We start from the raw sequence: 21,165 nt of genomic DNA, 5'->3' as shown, positions 1-21,165 counted from the left end.
AATGTAGAACATGAGTACATAAATTTGCACTCTTAAGTAAGAAAAAGGAGGCAACACATGAATAAACGTGACTATTTGGTTAGAACCTTTTCCCGGACAAAACGGAAGGATTATGAGAATTACATTCTAACGGCCATCTGGCATAAGCTTAATAACCTGGACATTCTGCCAGTCAGCCAGCAGTATATAAACCGGGCAAACGGATCCTATGCGTTAATGGACCTGTACTTCCCCCAGCTTCATATTGAAGTAGAAGTGGATGAAGCCCATCATAAACAGCAGGCAGCAGCGGATGAACTTAGAATGGATGACATTATTGCTTCCGTTAACGAAGAAGCGATTGATGATTTTCTCTGTTTAAAAGTTGATGCGACGCGATCAATTGAAGCGATTGAACAACAGATTGCTGACGTGGTGGCGGTTATTCAGGAGCGTGCAGCAAACAAAGATTTAAACTGGTTAACGTATGAAGAAGAGTTGGCTCAATTAAAAGAAAAAGAGGTGTTGAGTATTTATGACACTGTTTCATTTAAAGACATTAAAGACATTGCCAACACCGTGTTTGGGAAACAAGCGAAACGTTATCAGAAAAGCTATTTCAGAGTGTATGAGAATACGTGGCTTTGGTGCCCGAAATTGTCTATTGATGTTAATGGGGTTAAAAAATCTGTGGCTAAAGGATGGATTAACACATTGGCCTCAGACTGGTCCTATATAGATGAATCCCACGAATCGGCTGAAATTGTTGAAGCCCGGAAAACACTGTTTCAAAAAGAAGTCGAGCAGGATCAGTAGCGGGCAGTACTTGCAAAATATAAAGACAACCTTGGCATGAACCGGTACCGTTTCATCGGACTATTCAAGTGTGCAGGTTTAGCTCCTAATGACCCTGCGAGTATACGGTATTATCAAGTGAAAGACCATATTCCGATCGTACGATGACATCAGGTATCTGCGCTAGCACCAGGCGGGAAAGGTTAAGTAAAAGCGGAGTTCCTTGTGAGAGGGGGACTCCGCTTTAGTATTGGCAGGAAAGATAACCTGGGAAGCGTGTCAGGAGCGCAAAAAGGGAGTATTTTTAATATATATGATTAAAAATACCTAATTGAATAACATTTTTTATGTCTAAAAGACTCTTATTATAGATTTATTTGGAAAAACATTTCATTTTTACTAGTTTATTTGTCTCATATTTACTATAATGAAAAAGTAAGTACATACTAAATTATGTAAGGAGAGGGATTTATTGAAGAGGATTGATTTGTGGTGGGCGCTGGTTGTGGTGTTAGTTATGAGTTTGCTAATGCCTGCTGGTGTGATGGCAGAAGAAGCGGCAGAGACAGAGGATGAAACAGAAGTTTCAGAGTTTATTTTCCAGAACGGGGACGAAGACGAAGCAATTGTTGAGCTGAAAAAGCAGCTTACAAGGTTGGGATTCGGTAATTTCCCTGAGGGACCATCTCCACGGTATGGGGATGTGACAAACGGGGTTGTCAGTGAGTTTCAGGAATACTATCAAATTGAATATGCAGAACTTGGGTATGTGGATGAAGCTACAATGGCAGCTTTAGGAAATATACTGGAGACGTCTTTACAATCAGGATTTGAAAATGAGGATGTATACCAGTTGAAACTGGATTTAACTAAGCTTGGATACGGCAATTTCCCGGCCCGTCCTTCTAACAAATACGGTAATGTGACCAGTGGAGTCGTCAGGGCTTTCCAGGAAGATCAGGGGCTTATTGTCAATGGAATCGTTGACCCTGTCACGCAGGGAAGGATTAATGGCCTTTTAAATATATTGCCTGAAGTACCTTATCAGTTTGGTCATGCAGGTAAAGAAATCGTTACGTTAAAACTTAACCTGACAGAATTAGGATTCGGCAACTTCCCGGCAGAGCCATCCGATCGGTATGGCGCGGTGACTGAATCAGTGGTTGCATCCTTCCAGAGCTATTACGGGCTGGAGGTAACAGGTCAAGCAGACCAGGTAACGCTTGATATGATTGAGTCTATCTTAACTTCAGTGTATACAGATGGAAATTCAGAACCCGAAATTAAAGAATTAAAGTTAAATCTGACCATTCTAGGGTTTGGTAACTTCCCATCGGATCCATCTGAAAATTACGGTCGAGTGACAATGGGAGTCGTATCAGACTACCAGGAGGCAAATGACCTGGTCGTCAACGGAATAGCAGATCCTGTGACGCTCGCTCTTATTTCTGAACAGGTGGAAGAAGCAACACGTCCGCTGGAAGTTCCTTATAAAAATGGCGATGCCGGCGCAGCAATTGTTGAGCTTAAAAAGAACCTGACAGAATTAGGATTCGGCAACTTCCCGTCAGAACCATCCGATCGGTATGGTGCCGTGACCGAGTCAGTGGTTGCATCCTTCCAGAGTTACTATGGGCTCAATGCCTCAGGTGAAGCGGACCAAGTCACGCTTGATGCAATCGAATCAATTCTTAATTCAATTTATACAGATGGAAATTCAGAACCTGAAATTAAAGAATTAAAGTTAAACCTGACAATTCTAGGGTTTGGTAACTTCCCATCGGATCCATCTGAAAATTACGGTCGAGTGACAATGGGAGTGGTATCAGACTACCAGGCGGCAAATGACCTGGTCGTCAACGGAATCGCAGATCCTGTGACGCTCGCTCTTATTGCTGAACAGGTGGAAGAAGCAACACGTCCGCTGGAAGTTCCTTATAAAAACGGCGATGCCGGCGAGGTAATTGTTGAGCTGAAAAAGAACCTGACAGAATTAGGATTCGGCAACTTCCCGGCAGAGCCATCCAATCGGTATGGCGCCGTGACCGAATCAGTGGTTGCATCCTTCCAGAGCTATTACGGACTGGAGGTATCAGGTGAAGCAGATCAGATGACGCTTAACTTGATCGAATCGATTCTTAATTCAGTTTATACAAACGGAAACGAAGCTCTTGAGATCAAAGTATTAAAAATGAATCTGACACTGCTCGGCTTTGGCAACTTCCCGGAAGAGCCATCAGAAAGATACGGTGCTGTAACAATGCGCGTAGTACGTGAATTCCAGGCTGCTAATGATCTTATTGTAAATGGCATTGCCGATCCGGTAACCCTTGATTTTATTAATAAGCATCTTCCTGAAGAAGAGCAGAGTGATGAAGAAACAGATCCAGTTGAGGAAAATGAAAATGGTGAGACACCTGGAGATGAACAAAGTGATTTAGAAGGAGACTCTCCAGAAAACGAAGGCGGCAATAATGAAGAGAGTGTTGAAGGAGACGAAAATTCATCAAACGAAGAGTCAGATATTGACCAAGATTTAAACGACGGTGATGAAATTTCAGGAAAAGAAGACTCTCAACATGGGGACGAGTCAGCAGAAGACAAAGAAACCCAAGAGGAAAGTAATAGCACCCCTGCAGACGGAAATTCCGGTAATTCTCCGGAGACAGAAGAATCAAATGAAGAGAATGCAGGCGACAAGAACGAAACGAATGACGGTGAGAAAGATACTACTGAAACAAGCGATGAAGAAGATGAAGAAGAAGCAGATGAAGATGAGTAGACTGCTGGTTAATACAAAAGTGGCTATGCTCTAATAAATATAAAAAACCTCCCGGGGGACTGCGTCCGGGAGGTTTTTATTGTAAACGTCAGGCTGCGGATTCACCTGTTTTCTAAGTATATGAGTTCGGTTTAAGTCACGTATTCTCTTGATATTTGAAGCAGGGGTTAGTAAGAAAATAAATACTGCCAGTGCGATCCAGCTGATTATCAAAGGATGTGTAACATATCTTAACGCATCCACGGTAATGAAGAATTTTCAACCCTTCTTTAAAACTCCATTTCAGCAGTGAATGAGACTTTATTATCCTCGAATGACCAGATATTCAAGTTTCAGATAAGGGGGATTTATTAACCTTAACCACATTCACCTGTAAGTAATATATAATTAATTGAAACTCGATAGCATAAATGCTATCATAAAGGTAATAATAAAAGAAGGGTAAATCATATGCAGGATTATAAACGCTTTAAAATCGTTTATGCGGGAAATGTCGCAGATTTCGAAGAAGAAATTCTTTACTGGGCTGAACAAGAAGTCAGAAGAGGTAAACTGGGATTATGGTGTGAGCTGGCGGATAATTATGCAACACAACTTACTATAATCAGTATTAATCCTTATCCGGAAGAGACTAATGGAATGATTGAAGTTGAAGATTAAACACCTCCCTCACTAAAGCATCTTAATGTGAATACACGGTATCCTAACTTCTATAGGTGGGGGATATCAGGCAGGTCTACGGGAAACCACCGTATATGCTATTCATAATTTCCATAAAGTCATTTTGCTTTATTATTTTGATAAATAATACAACGGGGCAATTAAGCGTCATGATTTACAGCCAGCTGAGTTGAATTATGAATATTACTGTATTGAAGATCCGGACCTTTACTAAGGTGAAAGGGGGAAACGGTATGAGCGACTTTTTAAAAAAATACTCAGGCATTAGGGGTAATGACCATGTAGAAAGTCTTCAGTTAGAAGGTCAAATAGCAGCACAAATAAAAGCAAAACGACACACATTAAAGATATCGCAGCAGGAACTTGCGGATCGTGCGAATATTCCTAAATCAACAATTGGCAGAATCGAAGCGGGATTAACCAGTCCTAAAGTAGAGACTTTATTAAAAATATCAAAAGCGTTAAATACCCCCTTTATTATTGATGGAACACCCGGTAATGAAGATAAAAACATGACTTTAAAAACGTGAAAAATTCAGGAGGAAAAAGGTTTATCAGGATCTGGCTGATAGATATAGGATGGAAAAAGTAAATTAAAAGCGGAGTTCCTTGTGAGTAGGGGACTCCGCTTTAGTATGGGCAGAAAGATAGCCTGGAGGATCGTGCCGTGCGGCCTTACATTTCTCTTAGTAAGTTCATAACCTGTCATATTTTAAGCAAAAGAGCTACTCCACCGGTTAGTACTTTAGTACTCTCCAACTCTTATTAATAAGCACTTGACCAGCTGTAATCATAAGCGTATACTCTCAAATAGTAATCATTACGATTTATAAAAGGAGAGTATTTTATGAAACGATCACAGCTATATCTCACTTCTTTTGCGGCTGCTTTACTTCTGGCGGGCTGCCAGGCTGACAACAGTGCCGAAGAATCAAACGCCACGCAGGAGGATGTATCACCAGAAAATACGGAAAATGAGTCTGCAGATGAAGATAATCTGGAGAACAACGAGGAGCTCGAGGAAGAGGATAACCATAACCACGATCACAATAATGATGAGCATAATCATGACCATGAAAATGACCATGGAAATAATGATCATAACCATGACAATGATCATGACCACAATCACAGCCACGACGAAGAATCGCAGGCGATTTACGACGGCTACTTTGAAGACGATCAAATTGAAGACCGGGAGTTATCTGACTGGGAAGGGGAATGGCAGTCAGTGTATCCGTATTTAATGAGCGGTGAGCTGGATGAGGTCATGGAGCATAAAGCTGCGGAGAGCGACTCGATGACTGCAGAGGAGTATACCGAGTATTATGAAACCGGCTATGAAACGGACGTTGACTACATTACTATTGAAGACAATACGTTTACATTCAGCAGCGATGAGGGTGAATGGTCCGGTGATTACGAATATGACGGCTATGAAATCCTTACATATGAAGCCGGCAACCGAGGTGTACGCTTCATTTTCGAAAAGGAAGAAGGCGATGACGAGATGCCGGCCTACATTCAGTTCAGCGACCACAATATCTACCCGACAGAAGCGGACCATTTCCACCTCTATTGGGGCGATGACCGTGAAGAGCTGCTTGATGAAGTAACCAACTGGCCGACTTACTACCCTGCCGAGATGGACGGAGATGAAATTAAACACGAGATGATTGCACACTAGGATTGCCTGCCGCCTGAAATACTATACCACCTGAACCAGCCTTCAACGGAAGTGCTGGTTTTTTGCTGTGAGAATACATGGATAGGGGAATAGCCGTCCATGTTTAATTCAGTTTTTATAACCTTATCTGTTTTACTGGAAACTTTATGCAATATTAAAAAGGATGATTATAACCTCTAGATTTAAGGTATAGGACAGGTAGAGTTTTATAATCCGTGATAATTACTTTTGAGAGGAAGATCTTTTATGAAAGTTGGTATGCTTCGTAAAAAGAACAAACCTACTAAAATTGCTAGAGCGACGGCATTGGCTTGTCAGTTATATGGAATTGAATTCTTTTATTTCAGGCCTAAAGATGTGGATGTGGAAAATAAAGTCATAAGAGGTTCTTTTCCTGCAAAAAATGGTTGGAATATAAAAGAAACTTCTTATCCCGATGTCATTGATAACTCACTGCCTACAAAAGAGACACAGGAACTGTACAATGAATTAGAAAAGCATTGTTACTTTACCACCCGCAGGCTGGGCACTAAGGATAAAATTTATAAACTGATGAAGAAGGACGGCGGTTTTGACGACCTTTTAATTCCTCATACAAACTTAAAGTCCATACGACATATTAATGATTATATAGAGAAATATGAACATATTATTCTAAAGCCCTCCAAAGGCAGTCAGGGCAACAGCATTTATCAATTGTGTAAAGAAAATGGGTTATATAAGCTGGATACTAATAAATCGAGTCAGCTTTTATCTGAAGAAGAAATAAAGAGGATGATAGCGGATCAATTCAAAAAGCGGAAATACCTCATTCAACCATTTATCAGTTCAAGAATGAAAGAGGGGCACCCTTTTGATATTAGAATACACGTCCGCCGGGCTCAAAATGGCGAGTGGAAAATAGTCACCTATTTGCCAAGAATAGGGGTTGGCAATGCCATCACGTCTAACGTGAACCAGGGAGGAGGGATTTCCCAGGTAGACCCTTTTCTGCAACATGTATTCGGAGATGACTTTGAACGAGTGAAAGCCTCACTTGTTGAGGTGGCAACTTATTTTCCGGAAAGGCTGCAAAAACACTTTGATTTCGAAATTGATGCGATCGGGATTGATATAGGAATTGACCAGTCGGGAAAACTGTGGTTCTTCGAAGTCAACACCTCACCCGGCCCTAAATTTTATGAGACAGAAATAGGAGAAGCGAAAGCCCAGCATTATGAATATATTATTAAAAATAAATTGAAGTCGGGAAAGGTTGAAAAGGTGGCCCTTGGATAAGAGGCAGTCACCGGCCGGAAAAGGCTTTAATAGAAGCGGAGTTCCTTGCGTCAGGGGGCTCCGTTTTATTGTGGATAGAAAAGATTTAAGTCTTCAATCAGGCCATTTCTGTGATTATTATATGGAAGAACAGGGTGGATATTACTATAAAAATAATCAATAACCTTGTTCCAGAGTAGTAATTCAATTTTTATAAATAGTTACATTTTCTCTATAATACTAAAATACTACAAATATGTAATATTATGTTGAACGATGGCGCTTACTGTGGTACTATTTACACCGGCAATAATAATTAGAAGGGAAGGAGAATAAGTTCATAGACAAAATTAGTGTTACATACGTCGGGTAATGCAGGTCTAAAGCAAAAAGTTGCTTTAAGGTTAAAAGAATCGGAATTATCAAAGTAAATTTCGAATGTATGACATATCTTTAAATAAATCTTAGGTCAATATAATAATTAGGAGTGATAAATGTGGACGGTTTCGAGGTAATAAAAAAATTCAAATCAGAAGAAGAATTAACAGTGAATCAAATAAAAGAAGAAATTAAAAGCTCTCTAGGAAAAAGTCTCAAGTACGATGTAGTGTCAGACCAAGGTAATAGTCTGGAAGTGAAAGGAGTAGAAAAAGGAGCACCTTATAAGTTTAACGCAACTTTTGATATACAGATCAATGGCAATAAAGCAAAGGTTACAGGAACTGGAAAACAAAAGTTAACAGGTGGATATATATTCGCCCTGGCCATAGCTTTTGCTTTCAGTTGGCTGTTACTTCCGTTAATTGGACTTATTTTCGGGCTGGTAAGAATGAATTCTAATAAAAATATGTATACTAAAAAGCTGGATGATATTTTAAACAATGTTGAAACGCAATTAACTTGGTAATATCTCTATCATTTTATTTGGAATGATCTTACATCAGAAACGGGGTCCCTTAAAAGAGGGCTCTTTTCATTTGGGGAAATAGTCTGGGAAGCCCGTCAGTTCTCGAATCAATGTCCTCATTAAGGTTTCCAGGGCTGACGTGGCACTAACCAAAATTGTTTGCTGAAAGTGGCAGGATTTTATGAAAGAGAAGCTGATCAGAGTTGGCTGAGCCTAGCCGTTCTTTGAAATAAATAAATTATAAGCTAAAAGAGGTTTTTATTGATGAAAAAGATGTTAGGTATTCTAGTAGTGAGCGTTATTTTAGCAGGGTGCAATGAAGAAGGAAAAGGAGAAGAATTAAATGCTGCAAACAATCCGGTTAGTCATTCAGAACTAAACATTGATGAGTCACAAGAAGAACTGGGCGAAGATGAAATTGAAAATAAGGAAGAGAATATAGAAGAAGAGAACGAATTCATTTCCACTGCCGACTTTGAGAACGTAAAAACTGTAAGAAGCGAGCTATACCTTATGGAATACCAATTGATAGAGGGTTTCGAATTCAATAACTTTAGTTTTGAGAAAATTGGAGATGATGGACGTGGTGATTATTTTCAAAGTGCGTCTTACAACCAAGATATGGTCGATTTTAACAAAGAAGATTTCAAATCAACTTTAAAAAACAGAGTAGGAATGGAGTCGCGATTCGGCGGTAATTACACAGAATTTATTGATGAAAGCCCAGAGAACCTCCCAATAAAAAATGGTCAAAGTTCTCCAATTTACTATATTCTTCACCATGAGGATTACACCGAACATTACTTTTTGTTAAATTCAGGCGAAGACGAAGAATTTCTAGCGACGGCACGGCATTATCAAGGAGATGATGATACTAAGTCAAAACTATTTGCTATGCTAGATTCCGTGACTCTGGATGACTATAATTATTGGTCTCAAGAGTATCAAGAAGATAGAGAGCAGGAATTGGAAGAAAGACAAAAAAGAATTGAAGAAATAGAAGAGAATGGAGACCCATCTGAACAAATATTAGAAGACATTCTGAATAGAAGTGAAGAAGAGGGCAAAGAAAATAAACAATAATTAAAGGGGCTGGGCAAAAGTAAATCTTTTGACTACAGCCCCTTCTTATTACTCTGACATTATAGATTAGCCTCGTCGCTTTACCTGTCATGTCTTTTCGGGACCAGGAAAAACCATAAGTGTGAAGAGGCGCCATTGGGGTGTCTCTTCTTTGTAGGAGAAATTCTTAATTGACAAATATTTTCACAGCTTCTCCACGACTGATTTCTCGAATAAGTTCATATAATTATTTTAAATAGGTTGGGTACATGTTACTCGTGCAACTATGATAGGATTTTATGATAGACCCAACAAAAGAATTTTTACAGATTGATATATATAGTTTCAAGGGAGCGGATGGAAATCAGGTATGTTATCGTCTTAATTATATTAGTATTTGTGACAGGCTGTTGGGGAGGCGAGCAGGAATCAACTCTTCAGAGAGCTGAGAATAAAGCCGGCGAAAAAGAGCCGGAAGAAATAAGAGCATTGGAATTAGTTGATTACGACTTTAGTGAAATGGGAGCGGAAAAATTGAAAGACACATATAAAAGCAGCGAGCTTGAAAGTAAAATCTTTTCATATGAGAAGTCATTCTCCCAAAACGACTATAAAGGTGCCGTGGGTGCTGACAATCAGGTGGCCTTTATTGAAGGCAGCGGAGAGGTAAACGTGCTGATTTCAGCACCCCACACGACCCGCCACGTCCGTGAAAGCGAAGTCAAGCCGGCAGAAATCTATACGGGTGCTTTGACGTATTTAATTCAAGAATACACAGGAGCCCATATCATATTTAATACACATAAAGGTGAAGATGCGAACTATATCCTTGGCGGAGAGTATAAAGAGAAGATCGGTGAAATCATTGAGGAACATGAGATCGATTTAGTCATTGATTTGCATGGCTCAAGCCAAGACAGACCGTTCGATGTGGATATTGGCACCGACGGCGGAGACACTGTGAGGGAGGAGTGGCTGCAGCAGTTGTACACCATCCTTAACCATCATGGGATTGAACGTGTTTATGAGAACCACACCTTTTCAGCAAACCATCCGGGAACAGTCACTCACCACACCTGGAACGAATACGGCACCGAAGCCATGCAGCTGGAAATTAACTACGATTTCAGGAATCCAAGAAATGACCTCAAGCCTTTTTATAACATGCTCAGGAGTCTGGTGGTATTTGTGGAGAATGTGGAGTAAGGGGGAGAGTAGTTGGGGGGGCGGCGTAGCGTTTTCGGAAAACTGTGCGGCGGTTCTGGTTGGGGTTGTGGAGCGCAGTGTCACAATCATGGTTGGAAATACCGCAATCCCGGCTAAAAGTGCAACAATCGTGTATTAAAGTGCAACAATCCCGACCGAGAGTGCAATATTCGGCCATAAGTGCCACAATCCCGACCGAGAGTGCCAATCCCGACCATAAGTGCCACAATCCCAGTCCAGAGCGCCACCATCCCGCCCCAAAGTGCCACAATCCTTCTCTCAAGCAAGTATCAACTTCTAAAGTAACAGACTAAAGCCATACGGACCGTTCCGTATGGCTTATTTACATACATGAATGAAGCCCAGATGTGGTTTCGACTGCAATAGTGCAAAAACGACAAAACTGCTAATTGTTTTAAAATGGTAAATAACCTATACTTATCTATGGTGAGACTAATACATAAGTAGGGGTTGAGCGTTTGTTCTTTTTTAATAACGTTCTAAGGCATATTGTTTTAGTGGCACGTTGGGTATTTCTGTTAATCCTTATTACATTTGATATTCTGACTCCATGGAGTATGCTGCTGCTTCTTATTATCAATTTAGCGATGCTGCTTCTGTTGTATAAAAGAATTGAGAACAGGTTTTGGGTTATGCTTGTCCTATTTGAGGCAGGGCTGTTAGCCTCAATGACGCTTTTAACAGGGGCTTTAGAGCCTTATAAACTTCTTTATTTATCGAGCACGTTGTATATCGCTTTATCTTCTTTAAGCAGTAATAAGTATACATATATAGGGAGTTTTATTTTTTTTGCAACAGCTATTTTCATAACGGGGCGTGTTACAGGTTTTAATGAAGAGGTATCGCCGGCGTTATTTGCAGCTTTACTTGTTCCTGTTGTGTTATACATTTTGTTACATATAATTTCCCGCAAGGCTTTCAAAGTATATAAACACTGGCGGGCTATATCGTTCTTTATATTGAATTCTCATAAGCATAAGGATCTCTCTCAATGTCAGGAGATAGCTGAGAATTTAGTGGAACAGATTTTCGCTACCGGAAAGGTTTACATATGCCGCAATGACAAAAGCAGTGATATGACCGACTGGCATCGGCACTATTTTAAACGAAGACTGTTTGATAAAGGCTTTTTCAACAGTCATGCTAAAACGTTTATTAAGCTGCCTGATCACGCAGGTAATGACAGAACATTTTATTTTTTTCCTGTGAGGAGCAAGGGGGAAGAAAGTAACAGGTTCGTCATTCTTCTCCCGGTAAGCCGGCGTCCTGTAAAAAATGCTTTTAGTGACCTTTACTTACATATGATAAGTGCCGTACTCATTAATAAACAATGCATGTCTGAAGAAATGGCACGGATGCAGGAAGCTATGAAAAAGGATCTGTCTGACAAATTAGCCAGTGACATGCACGACGGGCTTGCGCAGAAATTATTCTTCTTATCGGCACAGACTTTTAAAACGCGTCTTCTTGTTAGAAATTCCGAGGCCCCCCATACAATAGAAAAAAACATAGATGAAGTGGAAGAAAGTATTCAGCAGTGTCACTTAGAAGTTAGAGAGTATATTGCTTATTTACGTGAGGAACATAAAAGGGAAAATGTCCTGGACGCATTGGAGAGTCTATTGAACAGACTTATGCAGCAGTCAGATATGGCGTACTCTTATACAGCGCAAGGAAAGGTGCTGAATGAATCCCTTGAAACAGAAGAAGCTGTCTACAGAGTGACGGAGGAAATGGTCTCCAACTGTATAAAGCATTCGAAAGCTACCACTATGACTCTTCAAGTTAAAGTGAATGCCATACAATGGGTCATCAAAGTAACGGATAATGGGGTGGGCTTTAGAAAATCTCAAAAGGTAAATAAGCAGCGGAAAGGTTACGCGGGAGGGACCGGACTTAAAGGCCTCCGTGAACGAGCAGAGAAGTTAGGCGGAACATTTTCCATACGGGATTTAAATCGCTCAGGTACAGAAGCTGTTGTCATTATTCCAAGAGGGGGTTAACTCATTATGCATAATATCATACTGGCTGATGATCATCAGATTGTCAGAGACGGTCTGAAAATGATCGTCGAAGCTGCGCAGGATTTGACGGTAGTCGATGAAGCATCTGATGGCGATGAGTTATTGGAAAAAGCCATTGAATTAAAGCCCGATCTTATTCTATCTGATTTAAAAATGCCAGGACAATCCATTATAGAAAGCAGCCCGCGCATTATTACGGCTTCACCGCATACTAAAATCATAGTGCTGACAGCTTATGATAACAGTGAAGATATTTATAATGCCATGGATGCAGGGGTGGATGGTTATATTATGAAAGATACGCCTCCCGATAAAATTATGGCCACCATTCAGATGGTGATCGAAGGCTTTTCATGTTTTCAGCCGAAAGTATCGAGGCAGCATCCAGGGACTGCAAAAGAAAGTGAAAAGGACAAGCTTCAACTGACCCCACGGGAAGAGGAAGTCTTCCGGTGCATCGTCAATAACTTAAGCAACCATGAAATATCGCAGGAACTCTTTATTTCCGAAACTACGGTGAAAACCCATGTGAGCAGTATTCTCCGCAAAACCGGCCAGCCAAACAGATCTCAGGCTGTCGTATATGCTTTGAAAAATCGGCTGATTGACATACCGGTATAAAAGGAGGCGGAAAAAGTGATCTTTAAGAAAGAGAATACAGGGGAAAAGATATTAATCAGTCTGGCACTCTTCTTCACGCTTGTTTCTGTTATAACAGTCAGTGTGCAGCTTATGGCAGGGCACAGCCTCACTTTAATCACAATGATCGCTTATCTGCAATGTATGTTGTTTTATTGGGGCGGGTATTTGTTATATACGTTTTATATAAAAGGAAGAGAGAGTGAAGCGCACGGACATAGCTTTATCATGCTGGCTCTTTTCCTCTTGACTGTTTTTAATAATCCTTTTCACTATAGTGAGATGTGGATTAGCCTGCTGTTATTTCCTCTCCTGCTGGCCCTTCATTATAACGTAAAAATTTATTATATATGGGGAGCCCTCTTTATTATTTTTTATAAGCTGTTTTTATTATATGACACAGATTTTAACGGCATTTCTTCAGCAGCGGAGTTCACAGCAGCCAATCTTGACAGGCTGGTTTATGGCATAGCCGTGCTTTTCATTGGTTTTTTCATTATACAGGGCACTGAAAAGAAACGATTAGAGGCACTTGAAGAGAATGAAAGGCAGAAACGGGTTCACCTTATGTCGCTCTTGCACGCCCTGGTTCCAGTTGTTGAAACTAAAACACAAATTACCCGGGAAGAAATAGCGCAATCCAGTGATTTGATGCTTAAAATGAGTCATTATTTTCCTGAGGAGCGTATTCAAAGGTGGGAAGTAGAGCTTTTAGCTGTTATCCATTTTGTAAGCCGTGTTCAATGGCCGGATTATTTATTTGAAAAAGAAGAGAGATTGACAGATATCGAATTCGAAGTCGTCAAACAACATTGTGTCATGGGAAGAGATATTATAGGGGAAGATGCGGCGTTTTCAAGGATCCGTACAGCAGCTGAACAACATCATGAAAGGATAGATGGGAAAGGCTATCCCTATGGACTCGGTGGAGAGGAGATAGCTGTGCTATCTCAAATACTTGGAATTACTGAAGCGTACCTTGCCATGACCACTTCACGTGCCTACAGGGAGGCATTGTCCTGTGAAGAAGCCCTCGGTCAGATTAGAAAAGAAAAAGGGGGAACGTTTGATCCAAACGTGGTTAATGCATTTTTGAAAGTGATGAGTGGTAAAAGCAGCCAAACAGATGTAAAAGCAAGTTAATCATTCTAAAGAAGGATACATTTAATCCTGAAGGAGAATGCCCCAGTGCCCGTTCCTTTGATAAGCTGATTAAAAAACTTCTTGGAGGATGACATATGTATGAAAAGCACTGCAAGAAATGCAAAAGGACATCCTACAGCAGTTCGGGTCACGGGCTGTGGGCTTGCCCTGGCTGCGCCAGGGATCTCAAACAGCTGCCCGTGACTTCAGGAAAGTACCACCTTAGGTTAATTAAGCTTCCTCGGAACGTGAATAAATGAAAGAAGGATGTGAGTGTCGTAGAGGACATTCAGGTCCTTCTTTTTTTGTAGGCAGTGTTAAGTGGAAATGGAAATGGAAAGTTGGACTTGCCTCCTCCTTGAGTATGAGAAAAGGAATCATCCTGGAAGCAATGTAATTCAATCTGGTGCAGGATACCTGACTTCCTGGAATCGTTTTATGATGTAGTTAACAAGTTAACCAGCCCATCTTAAAGGAGGGAAAGCATGAAAAAAATAAGCAGCTGGCTGGTAACGGTCATGGTTATAGGTGCAATATTCCTTGTATGGCCTTTATTCATACTTGATGAAGACAGATCCAACCTATCATTGTTTGGCTACGAATCATTAATCGTACTTTCTGACAGTATGGTACCGGAATTTGAGACACAGGATTTGCTGATAATTAATCAGACAAAAAATCCTGCAGTAGGAGATGTCATTTCCTTTAAGCAAGGTGAAACCTTAGTCACACACAGACTTATTGATATAAAAGACGGCCAGTTCAAAACTAAAGGTGATAATAACGACCTTGCCGACAGTTCATTAGTCGATCCGTCTGAAGTTCAGGGCGTTCACCAGATGACGATTCCAAAGTTCGGCTATGTTATTTCTTATCTTACTTCCTTAACGGGTTTTATAACTTTAATAGCAGCGCCGATTCTTATTGCAATTATATTAGAGATCTTTAAATGGATTTTCAGAAACGATAATTCAGCCGGCTCAAAAGAAGTCATTCAAAAAACATAACAAAACAGGAGGAATTTATTATGAACAAAATTCAAAAGGGTTTAATCGGAACAGCATTATCAGCAACTTTGGTCGCAACAGTCGGATTTGGTACTTACTCAAGTTTTAATGACAGTGAAACTACAGGCTCAGTCAATGCTGATGCACTGGAGACAGCAACAATTGACGTAGGGCTTTATGACGCAGCGGATAATCCAGTTGGGAGCGATAACACCTTCCAATTGTTTAAAGATGAGCATGGGCTTGATCTCTTACCTGGGGAAACATGGGTCGCAGAACCGTTTTTTATCAAAAATGACGGGACGCGCGCTTTCGATATTGGCTGGATGAATTCTGAATTTGACTTCGACTCCAACCTTTATGACAGAGCTAATAAAGGCTGGGGATATTCTGGAGACAGTGCAACAGAAGTACTTGAACCTTTTGCGGTAACAGTAGATTATACTTTTTACGATAGTGAAGGAAATGTGACTGCTGAAGAGTCAGTTTCTGATAACTTAGCGAGTAATGACCTTCGTCAGCTGTTGGGTAAAGGCCAAAGAGGCAATAGAAACCCGTTAGATAAACACGGCACCTTCTTACCTGACGAGAAAGTTAAAATTGAAGTCTCTTTAGGACTTGATGAGAGTGCAGGAAATGAGTATCAAGCTGCTACAATGACATCTGAATTCAGAGTTAAGGTAGAGCAAAACAATGAAATTGAAAGAGAGTTAGCTGAGCAGGAGTAAGTAAACAGTATAGATAAGTGGAAAGAGAACTGGGGAGAGATCTCTGGTTCTTTTTTTAAAGGAGGAAACAAGGATGCCTTTATTTAGTAAAATGTCAGCCGTTTTATTGATAGCTTGCGGTGTTATTTTGATGGCTGGAAATGCCGCAGCATCAGGATTTACAGGAGAAGCCTCCTTTCGTTCAAATACAATTACGACTCCGGTGACATCAGAGATATTGGAAGTTTCCATAGGGGACCCTGATTACACAGAAAATGGAGAAGTCCATTTTCAAGTTATTATAGAAAACCGGTCAGTAACCGTTGTACCTGTCTCTTTATCTCTCACGGGTGAAAACTTAAAGACTTTTGATCTTGGTCCTGGTGAAGTGCGGAATGTAGAGTTTGCATTTAACGCTTCCCACAGTGAGGCGGAAATTTTGGAGTTAGTAGGATTTCAGAAATATATTCATGAAACATACGAATTGAAGTTTGATCCTGAGCTAATAAACGGATCGTCTGCTGAAAAAGAAACAGGTACAGAAACAGAGGAATCAACCAGTTCGGACGTGAAATCCGATGAGGAAGATCATGAGAGTAATGATCAAGTTGAAAACCATAACGAAGCTGAAGAAGAATCACTCACAGATGACACAGATATTGAAAAGAACATGGAAAATAAACCGCAAGAGAAGAAGAACCCTAAAGATAAGAACGACAAGAAAGATAAAAATATGCCTGATGAAAAAAGTAAAGACTCAGAGTCAGTGAGCGATAAGGAGACTGATAATGAAACCGATAAAGGAAATGATGAGGATAAAAAAGGTGGGGAAGAGAATGAGGATACTAAGGATGAAAAGAAGTTAAATAAAGAAGAGAATAAAGAGAAAAAGAAAGAGAAAACGAAAGAGAAAAAGGATGAGGACATTATAGAGGCTTCAGCTGAGTGAATGATGGATCCGGGGACCATCTTGTTAGTCAAGAATCCGAATTAACCAAAATGACACTGAAGTATAGCTGTTCCCTGGTGCTGCTTGTATGTATATGGACTTTTACCCTATCGTTGTTTATCTGTTTTTTCAGATTTTCATTTTATGTTGATAAGTTAGCAGGCTGGGTAGCTTACTGATTTAGGTAACAGCAGGCTACCGCCCCCTTAACTCAAGACAAGAGGAGTAAAGTTAATAACAACACCTTATTTGCGCCTATCCAAGCGACTGCCGGAAATATTATCGGCACAAACCCTTCTCTATTAGTAGCCGCAAAAGGTAGGCAAATATATTTTGCGAACCTTTGAGGATGACTTCAATCATCATACATTTTCTACATGCTTTCTAAATCAGCCGCCAATATTATTTCAGACTGCACTTTTTATATTTTTTGCCGCTGCCGCATGGACAGGGATCGTTCCGGCCGGCTTTTTCACTTGCCTGAGAGGCAGCCGGAGACACGCTGTCTTTCTTTAACGGAAACGGGTTTTTGGGAAGCGGTATTAAGTTTGGTTTTTCGGATGACTCGGATAGTTCATGCGGGGTAAATCCGTTGTTTTCCCATAACCGTGTATGGTTAGCCAGATCAAAAATGAGGGGAACCAGTTCGTTCACCTCTTTCTCATCTTTGAATTCAACCCCATAGATTGCAATGGTATCGAAGATCGTGTTCGTACTGAAACCCGCGTGACAGATGGCCTGAATCTCATCGGCTAATTCATAAGCTTTTTCGTTATCTTTCTTAAAGTAACGGGACGTTAAATACGTCAGCAGTTTGTAGAATGGCGGAGTTCTTTCAAGGTACATATCATCAGTATATTTCAGTAACTCTGTCCGATTTGGGATGTAATACGGCTTGCCTTTCCGTTGAGCAAGATGATCTTCAAATTCACCGAACTCCATAATCGCTTCATGAACAAAATGGTTCTTATAGGTATGCACAAATTGCGGAGCCAGCTCGTCAGGAGGCGTGTCATACAGTTTCTCAATATCTTCTGCAGTCGCTTCACTTTCATGGTGTTTATTATAAATCTCCACGACCTTGTGTTTATGAACGAGTCCGTAGAGATGGGTTAACGCAATCACATACTCAGTTAACAGAGCCATCATATCCCTCTTTTCTTTTAAACTTTACTTGTGTCTATTGTAACAGAGGCAGGACGGCATTTTAGTAGAAAAAACAGAGGCGGTGGGTGAATATCCGTATCTTTGGACTAAAATGGCCATCTAAAAACAACCACCCGCCCTTCAAAGGCAAGTGGTTTTCCAAGTTTTTAAACGCAGAATTCAGAAAGTAATCCGCTCCTCTGATACTGTTTTTCAGGCTCCAAAGGGAGGCCGGAAGCAGTAGTAATACAGTTTTGCCCCCCGGCCCATCTGGCGGTGAATGACGTGGTATTTTACAGGAACATTCAAGAGCTTACCATTATAAAAGGTTATTGAAGTAGTGTCATCATCGCTGGGTGAAGGAGTGTAGCTGGATACATTATTAAAACAGATCCAGACGCACTCCATGTTCTCAGGAGAGACTGTGGGGAAGGTTATAATTCTCTCCTTTTCGTTTAAAATAATTGGGAGTTTCTGAAAAGCTTTTAAAATTTTGGCTACAGCTCTCCGTCTTCCCTGGTAAGTTGACAAGCCGTCGATACACGTATCGTCGATAATTTGGATAGCCGTCCGCTTTACAGGGATTTCCCTGTCTGCTTCTAGTACAATGGAGTCGAAACCTAGTTGTTTTGAAGGTAAAATAGCAAGCGTCTTTGAATGTATTAAATAATTTTTATATAATTTCTCTTTCATCATCTATTTCCTCTCAATTTAAATTATATACCGCTTACAAAATAGCAAATTCACAACTAATTCGAAAACATTGATTGACGACCACGACCTTTTTTGTCATATTACTGGAAGATTCAAGTTATAGGAAACTTTGATCTTTGTGAGAGAAGCAGACAATGTCCAACCCACATTCCTGGGCAGGATAATCGTAGTGCGGAAGCTACTGACTCACGCCTGTGCCGGACATCACACTTCCCACATTTCCATGCGACTATTAATCAAAAAAATTATATAACAAAAGTATAAATGATACACTCTTAATTTAGAAAATATGGTTAAATTGTCATATTTTGTTCGTATTTTGCTAAAAATATAGGAAAGTAATCTTGACAATTCGTGACTTTTTTCCTGTGTGAAGTGGCCTTTTGTTTCACTGAAGGGGGTGTAAAAGCCCCCTTTTTAGTTTTGTAAAGTGTAACCTAATTTTTGCAGATCCTTTTGGATGTTGGCAATGCTCACTCTGTACTGCTTAGTGTGGTCCCGTTTGTCAATAGGATTGGGGCGTTCATTCAGCCACCCGCCTATAACTAATTTTTTTAAATAGCGGCGCATTGTGGCCGGGGCCATATTTGTTAATGTTTCCTCCGCAATCTCCTCCGAAGTTTTGGCAAACCAGCCTTTTGTCAGCTCCCGGCTACAATCGTCCCGGTTCTTTTCCTCCTCGATAAACTCTTCAATATCCCTTACACGCTCGGACCAGTAGATCAACTGGTTCAGAATAATAGCCGACCTGTGATCTCCAGTCAGTGCCACTAGCTCTTCTTTAATGTAAACTCGTTTAAATTTATTCATTTTTATCCCTCGCAGTTTTCAATTTATTAATTCACTAAATAAGTACAATAGTAAATCAAAAAAGGAGGAGAGGCTGTACATAAAAATTCCCACCTTTTATCTTATATCCTTAGAACAAAATCCATATTTCCCCTGCTGGTACGTGACATTTCACTGAGGGAAACGCGAAGAACGGTGATTCGCTCGATTGTAATGCAGCTTTTAAACTGAACTTACCGCGGAATAAGCGGAAGCGCGCTTCCAAGCAGGAGACATCCCTTGGAGAAAATCGAGTATCAGAAAGATGTGGAATTTGAGGAGATTTGTAAACAGTTTGAGCCTATGATTTACGGCCTGATCCGCAGGTGGAATCTGGGCAGTGATAAAGAGGATTATATTCAGACAGCTAGGATTGCGTTATATGAAGCATGGATGCGTCATGATGGTGAGCTCGGCGCATTTCCGGCTTACGCTAAAAGCTATGTATACGGCCGCATCCAGCAGTCGCTTGAGAAAAAGGAACGCTGGCAGACGAACAACGTGCCGATCGAACCGATGCAGATGGGAGAGGCGTGCCCCGGTATGGTGTTCAATGAGGAAGAGTTTGTAATTCTTTATGACTGGCTCGAACGAACAGGTCTAACTGCAAGAGAACAAGACTGGGTGCGCGAAGCACTCTTTCACGGTCATAAACCACAGGAAATCGCTGATAAATTCGACGTCTCCGTCACCACCGTCAAAACATGGCGGAAAACTGCTCTTAAGAAATTGAGGGAAAAGAGGGCGGAGTTGTTTAGATAATATAAATAAATACAAGGAAGTAAAAATTTATATTTTCCAATTGGAATAAGAATGTTCAGGTTTATTATTACCTATAAATATATAAATGAAATATTCTCTAAAGTTAAAAAGGCTCCCGTTATGGCAGCCTTTTCTTTTTGCTTACTAAAGTGAAATTTTATGATTGTCCATTTCTCCAACTAAATTAAATGGTTCGATTTTATTCATTTTTTTAAACAGTCTTGGTGCTGCTGGAACTAACCATTCATGTGTGTAGTCTTCACCATTTCGGGAACCAATTATGTAAAAAGTCGGAACTTCTTCTATAAAAGCTGAGTTCATATACATATTGCCTTCTTTATTAGGTATTTTTAAACTATGTCCTGTAGCGCGTCCACCTGTTCCAAAAGTAGCAATTTCTTCATATGGAAAAACATACATGACCTTTTTATTTATGAATATAGCGTTTTTATCCGTGAGAGCTATTCTACCTTTACCCTCAGATTCATGGTAAGCCCAATCAACATACAGAGAGTTTTCATTGATTTTTTCCATAATAACTTTTTTTACCTTTTTATTTTTTAAAAGATCAGTTCCAAATAATAGGTATAACGTGGATATAAAGAGGAAAAAAAATATAAAAGAAAAATCTTCGAGCATTGCACTCCAAATAGTAAAAAAACCTGAAATAGGTAGAACTATAATACAAAAGGCAAACTTAAAGTATCTCATTATTAACGCTGGCAAAGTTAACAGCTCCCTTTATTAATCTTCGTTTAAAACTCAACTGAAAAAGGCTTAATACACTTTTCAAAAGCCTCATGTAATTGACTGCCTAGTAAATACCTCCTTTTTTAATTTTAAATATTTTTTGCATGGTATGAATATTA

19 protein-coding genes and 3 pseudogenes are annotated in these 21,165 nt (G+C 40.2%); 18 read left to right on the top strand and 4 right to left on the bottom strand.

Translation table 11 applies throughout. From position 1 onward, the window contains the following. The first annotated feature begins 57 nt into the window (after positions 1-57). The 17 genes and pseudogenes from K8O68_RS08150 to K8O68_RS08070 all read left to right on the top strand — a co-directional run. Positions 58-942: pseudogene (locus K8O68_RS08150) on the top strand (AbaSI family restriction endonuclease). 304 nt (positions 943-1,246) lie between these two features. After that, positions 1,247-3,556 carry a peptidoglycan-binding domain-containing protein gene (locus K8O68_RS08145; RefSeq protein WP_230896413.1) on the top strand — a complete coding sequence of 770 codons (2,310 nt, stop codon included), beginning with the start codon at positions 1,247-1,249 and terminating at the stop codon, positions 3,554-3,556. A gap of 450 nt (positions 3,557-4,006) precedes the next feature. After that, positions 4,007-4,216 carry a hypothetical protein gene (locus K8O68_RS08140; protein WP_230896412.1) on the top strand — a complete coding sequence of 70 codons (210 nt, stop codon included), beginning with the start codon at positions 4,007-4,009 and terminating at the stop codon, positions 4,214-4,216. Positions 4,217-4,470: 254 nt separating this feature from the next. Further along, positions 4,471-4,767: a helix-turn-helix domain-containing protein gene (locus K8O68_RS08135; protein WP_230896411.1), complete on the top strand. Its 297-nt coding sequence runs from the start codon at positions 4,471-4,473 to the stop codon at positions 4,765-4,767. Between the two features lie 317 nt (positions 4,768-5,084). Beyond that, entirely contained in the window at positions 5,085-5,924 is an 840-nt protein-coding gene (locus K8O68_RS08130) for a metal-binding protein ZinT (RefSeq protein ID WP_230896410.1), read from the top strand. Between the two features lie 246 nt (positions 5,925-6,170). Further along, on the top strand, positions 6,171-7,202 hold the full coding sequence (locus tag K8O68_RS08125; protein ID WP_230896409.1) for a YheC/YheD family protein: 1,032 nt from the start codon (positions 6,171-6,173) through the stop codon (positions 7,200-7,202). Positions 7,203-7,677: 475 nt separating this feature from the next. Beyond that, positions 7,678-8,088, top strand: coding sequence for a hypothetical protein (locus tag K8O68_RS08120; RefSeq protein WP_230896408.1), 411 nt, complete (start codon positions 7,678-7,680; stop codon positions 8,086-8,088). 264 nt (positions 8,089-8,352) lie between these two features. Beyond that, positions 8,353-9,171: a hypothetical protein gene (locus K8O68_RS08115; protein ID WP_230896407.1), complete on the top strand. Its 819-nt coding sequence runs from the start codon at positions 8,353-8,355 to the stop codon at positions 9,169-9,171. Positions 9,172-9,507: 336 nt separating this feature from the next. Continuing rightward, positions 9,508-10,356 (top strand): N-formylglutamate amidohydrolase, encoded by an 849-nt coding sequence (locus K8O68_RS08110; RefSeq protein ID WP_230896406.1) that lies wholly within the window; start codon positions 9,508-9,510, stop codon positions 10,354-10,356. Between the two features lie 479 nt (positions 10,357-10,835). Continuing rightward, positions 10,836-12,380, top strand: a complete 1,545-nt coding sequence (locus tag K8O68_RS08105; protein WP_230896405.1) for a sensor histidine kinase — start codon at positions 10,836-10,838, stop codon at positions 12,378-12,380. A 6-nt stretch (positions 12,381-12,386) separates the two neighbouring features. Beyond that, a complete protein-coding gene (locus tag K8O68_RS08100; protein WP_230896404.1) occupies positions 12,387-13,022 on the top strand; it encodes a response regulator in 636 nt (211 codons plus the stop codon). 15 nt (positions 13,023-13,037) lie between these two features. Beyond that, entirely contained in the window at positions 13,038-14,183 is a 1,146-nt protein-coding gene (locus tag K8O68_RS21595) for an HD-GYP domain-containing protein (RefSeq protein WP_230896403.1), read from the top strand. Positions 14,184-14,668: 485 nt separating this feature from the next. Next, a complete protein-coding gene (locus K8O68_RS08090) occupies positions 14,669-15,190 on the top strand; it encodes a signal peptidase I (protein ID WP_230896402.1) in 522 nt (173 codons plus the stop codon). Between the two features lie 20 nt (positions 15,191-15,210). Next, the gene (locus tag K8O68_RS08085) at positions 15,211-15,918 is read left to right on the top strand and encodes a hypothetical protein (RefSeq protein WP_230896401.1); all 708 of its coding nucleotides are present in this window, start codon (positions 15,211-15,213) and stop codon (positions 15,916-15,918) included. A gap of 73 nt (positions 15,919-15,991) precedes the next feature. Next, complete coding sequence (locus K8O68_RS08080; protein WP_230896400.1) at positions 15,992-16,846, top strand: hypothetical protein; 855 nt, start codon at positions 15,992-15,994, stop codon at positions 16,844-16,846. Between the two features lie 23 nt (positions 16,847-16,869). Further along, positions 16,870-17,025 (top strand): annotated as a pseudogene (locus tag K8O68_RS08075) (hypothetical protein); the annotation flags it as partial. A gap of 45 nt (positions 17,026-17,070) precedes the next feature. Continuing rightward, a pseudogene (locus K8O68_RS08070) lies at positions 17,071-17,160 on the top strand (hypothetical protein); the annotation flags it as partial. An 88-nt stretch (positions 17,161-17,248) separates the two neighbouring features. Here the strand turns inward: K8O68_RS08070 and K8O68_RS08065 are convergent. The 3 genes from K8O68_RS08065 to K8O68_RS08055 form a co-directional block, all read right to left on the bottom strand. Next, complete coding sequence (locus tag K8O68_RS08065; protein WP_230896399.1) at positions 17,249-17,992, bottom strand: YecA family protein; 744 nt, start codon at positions 17,990-17,992, stop codon at positions 17,249-17,251. Between the two features lie 213 nt (positions 17,993-18,205). Further along, on the bottom strand, positions 18,206-18,688 hold the full coding sequence (locus K8O68_RS08060; RefSeq protein WP_230896398.1) for a competence protein ComK: 483 nt from the start codon (positions 18,686-18,688) through the stop codon (positions 18,206-18,208). A 435-nt stretch (positions 18,689-19,123) separates the two neighbouring features. Then, positions 19,124-19,516, bottom strand: coding sequence for a hypothetical protein (locus tag K8O68_RS08055; protein ID WP_230896397.1), 393 nt, complete (start codon positions 19,514-19,516; stop codon positions 19,124-19,126). Positions 19,517-19,774: 258 nt separating this feature from the next. Between K8O68_RS08055 and K8O68_RS08050 the strand changes: the two genes are divergently transcribed. Then, on the top strand, positions 19,775-20,296 hold the full coding sequence (locus K8O68_RS08050) for a sigma-70 family RNA polymerase sigma factor (RefSeq protein WP_230896396.1): 522 nt from the start codon (positions 19,775-19,777) through the stop codon (positions 20,294-20,296). A gap of 144 nt (positions 20,297-20,440) precedes the next feature. On the opposite strand, the gene K8O68_RS08045 is transcribed toward K8O68_RS08050, so the two are convergent. Then, entirely contained in the window at positions 20,441-21,022 is a 582-nt protein-coding gene (locus K8O68_RS08045) for a hypothetical protein (protein WP_230896395.1), read from the bottom strand. Positions 21,023-21,165: the final 143 nt, after the last annotated feature.

Source organism: Salipaludibacillus sp. CUR1 (assembly GCF_021028955.1).
GTDB lineage: Bacteria > Bacillota > Bacilli > Bacillales > Salisediminibacteriaceae > Salipaludibacillus.
This window is presented reverse-complemented; position numbering and strand designations above follow the sequence as displayed.

Bases quoted from the DNA above. Each gene is read 5' to 3' on its own strand.
- K8O68_RS08140 (WP_230896412.1), top strand. From the start codon at position 4,007: ATGCAGGATTATAAACGCTTTAAAATCGTTTATGCGGGAAATGTCGCA.
- K8O68_RS08135 (WP_230896411.1), top strand. From the start codon at position 4,471: ATGAGCGACTTTTTAAAAAAATACTCAGGCATTAGGGGTAATGACCAT.
- K8O68_RS08130 (WP_230896410.1), top strand. From the start codon at position 5,085: ATGAAACGATCACAGCTATATCTCACTTCTTTTGCGGCTGCTTTACTT.
- K8O68_RS08125 (WP_230896409.1), top strand. From the start codon at position 6,171: ATGAAAGTTGGTATGCTTCGTAAAAAGAACAAACCTACTAAAATTGCT.
- K8O68_RS08115 (WP_230896407.1), top strand. From the start codon at position 8,353: ATGAAAAAGATGTTAGGTATTCTAGTAGTGAGCGTTATTTTAGCAGGG.
- K8O68_RS08110 (WP_230896406.1), top strand. From the start codon at position 9,508: ATGGAAATCAGGTATGTTATCGTCTTAATTATATTAGTATTTGTGACA.
- K8O68_RS08100 (WP_230896404.1), top strand. From the start codon at position 12,387: ATGCATAATATCATACTGGCTGATGATCATCAGATTGTCAGAGACGGT.
- K8O68_RS08090 (WP_230896402.1), top strand. From the start codon at position 14,669: ATGAAAAAAATAAGCAGCTGGCTGGTAACGGTCATGGTTATAGGTGCA.
- K8O68_RS08085 (WP_230896401.1), top strand. From the start codon at position 15,211: ATGAACAAAATTCAAAAGGGTTTAATCGGAACAGCATTATCAGCAACT.
- K8O68_RS08080 (WP_230896400.1), top strand. From the start codon at position 15,992: ATGCCTTTATTTAGTAAAATGTCAGCCGTTTTATTGATAGCTTGCGGT.
- K8O68_RS08065 (WP_230896399.1), bottom strand. From the start codon at position 17,992: ATGGCTCTGTTAACTGAGTATGTGATTGCGTTAACCCATCTCTACGGA.
- K8O68_RS08060 (WP_230896398.1), bottom strand. From the start codon at position 18,688: ATGATGAAAGAGAAATTATATAAAAATTATTTAATACATTCAAAGACG.
- K8O68_RS08055 (WP_230896397.1), bottom strand. From the start codon at position 19,516: ATGAATAAATTTAAACGAGTTTACATTAAAGAAGAGCTAGTGGCACTG.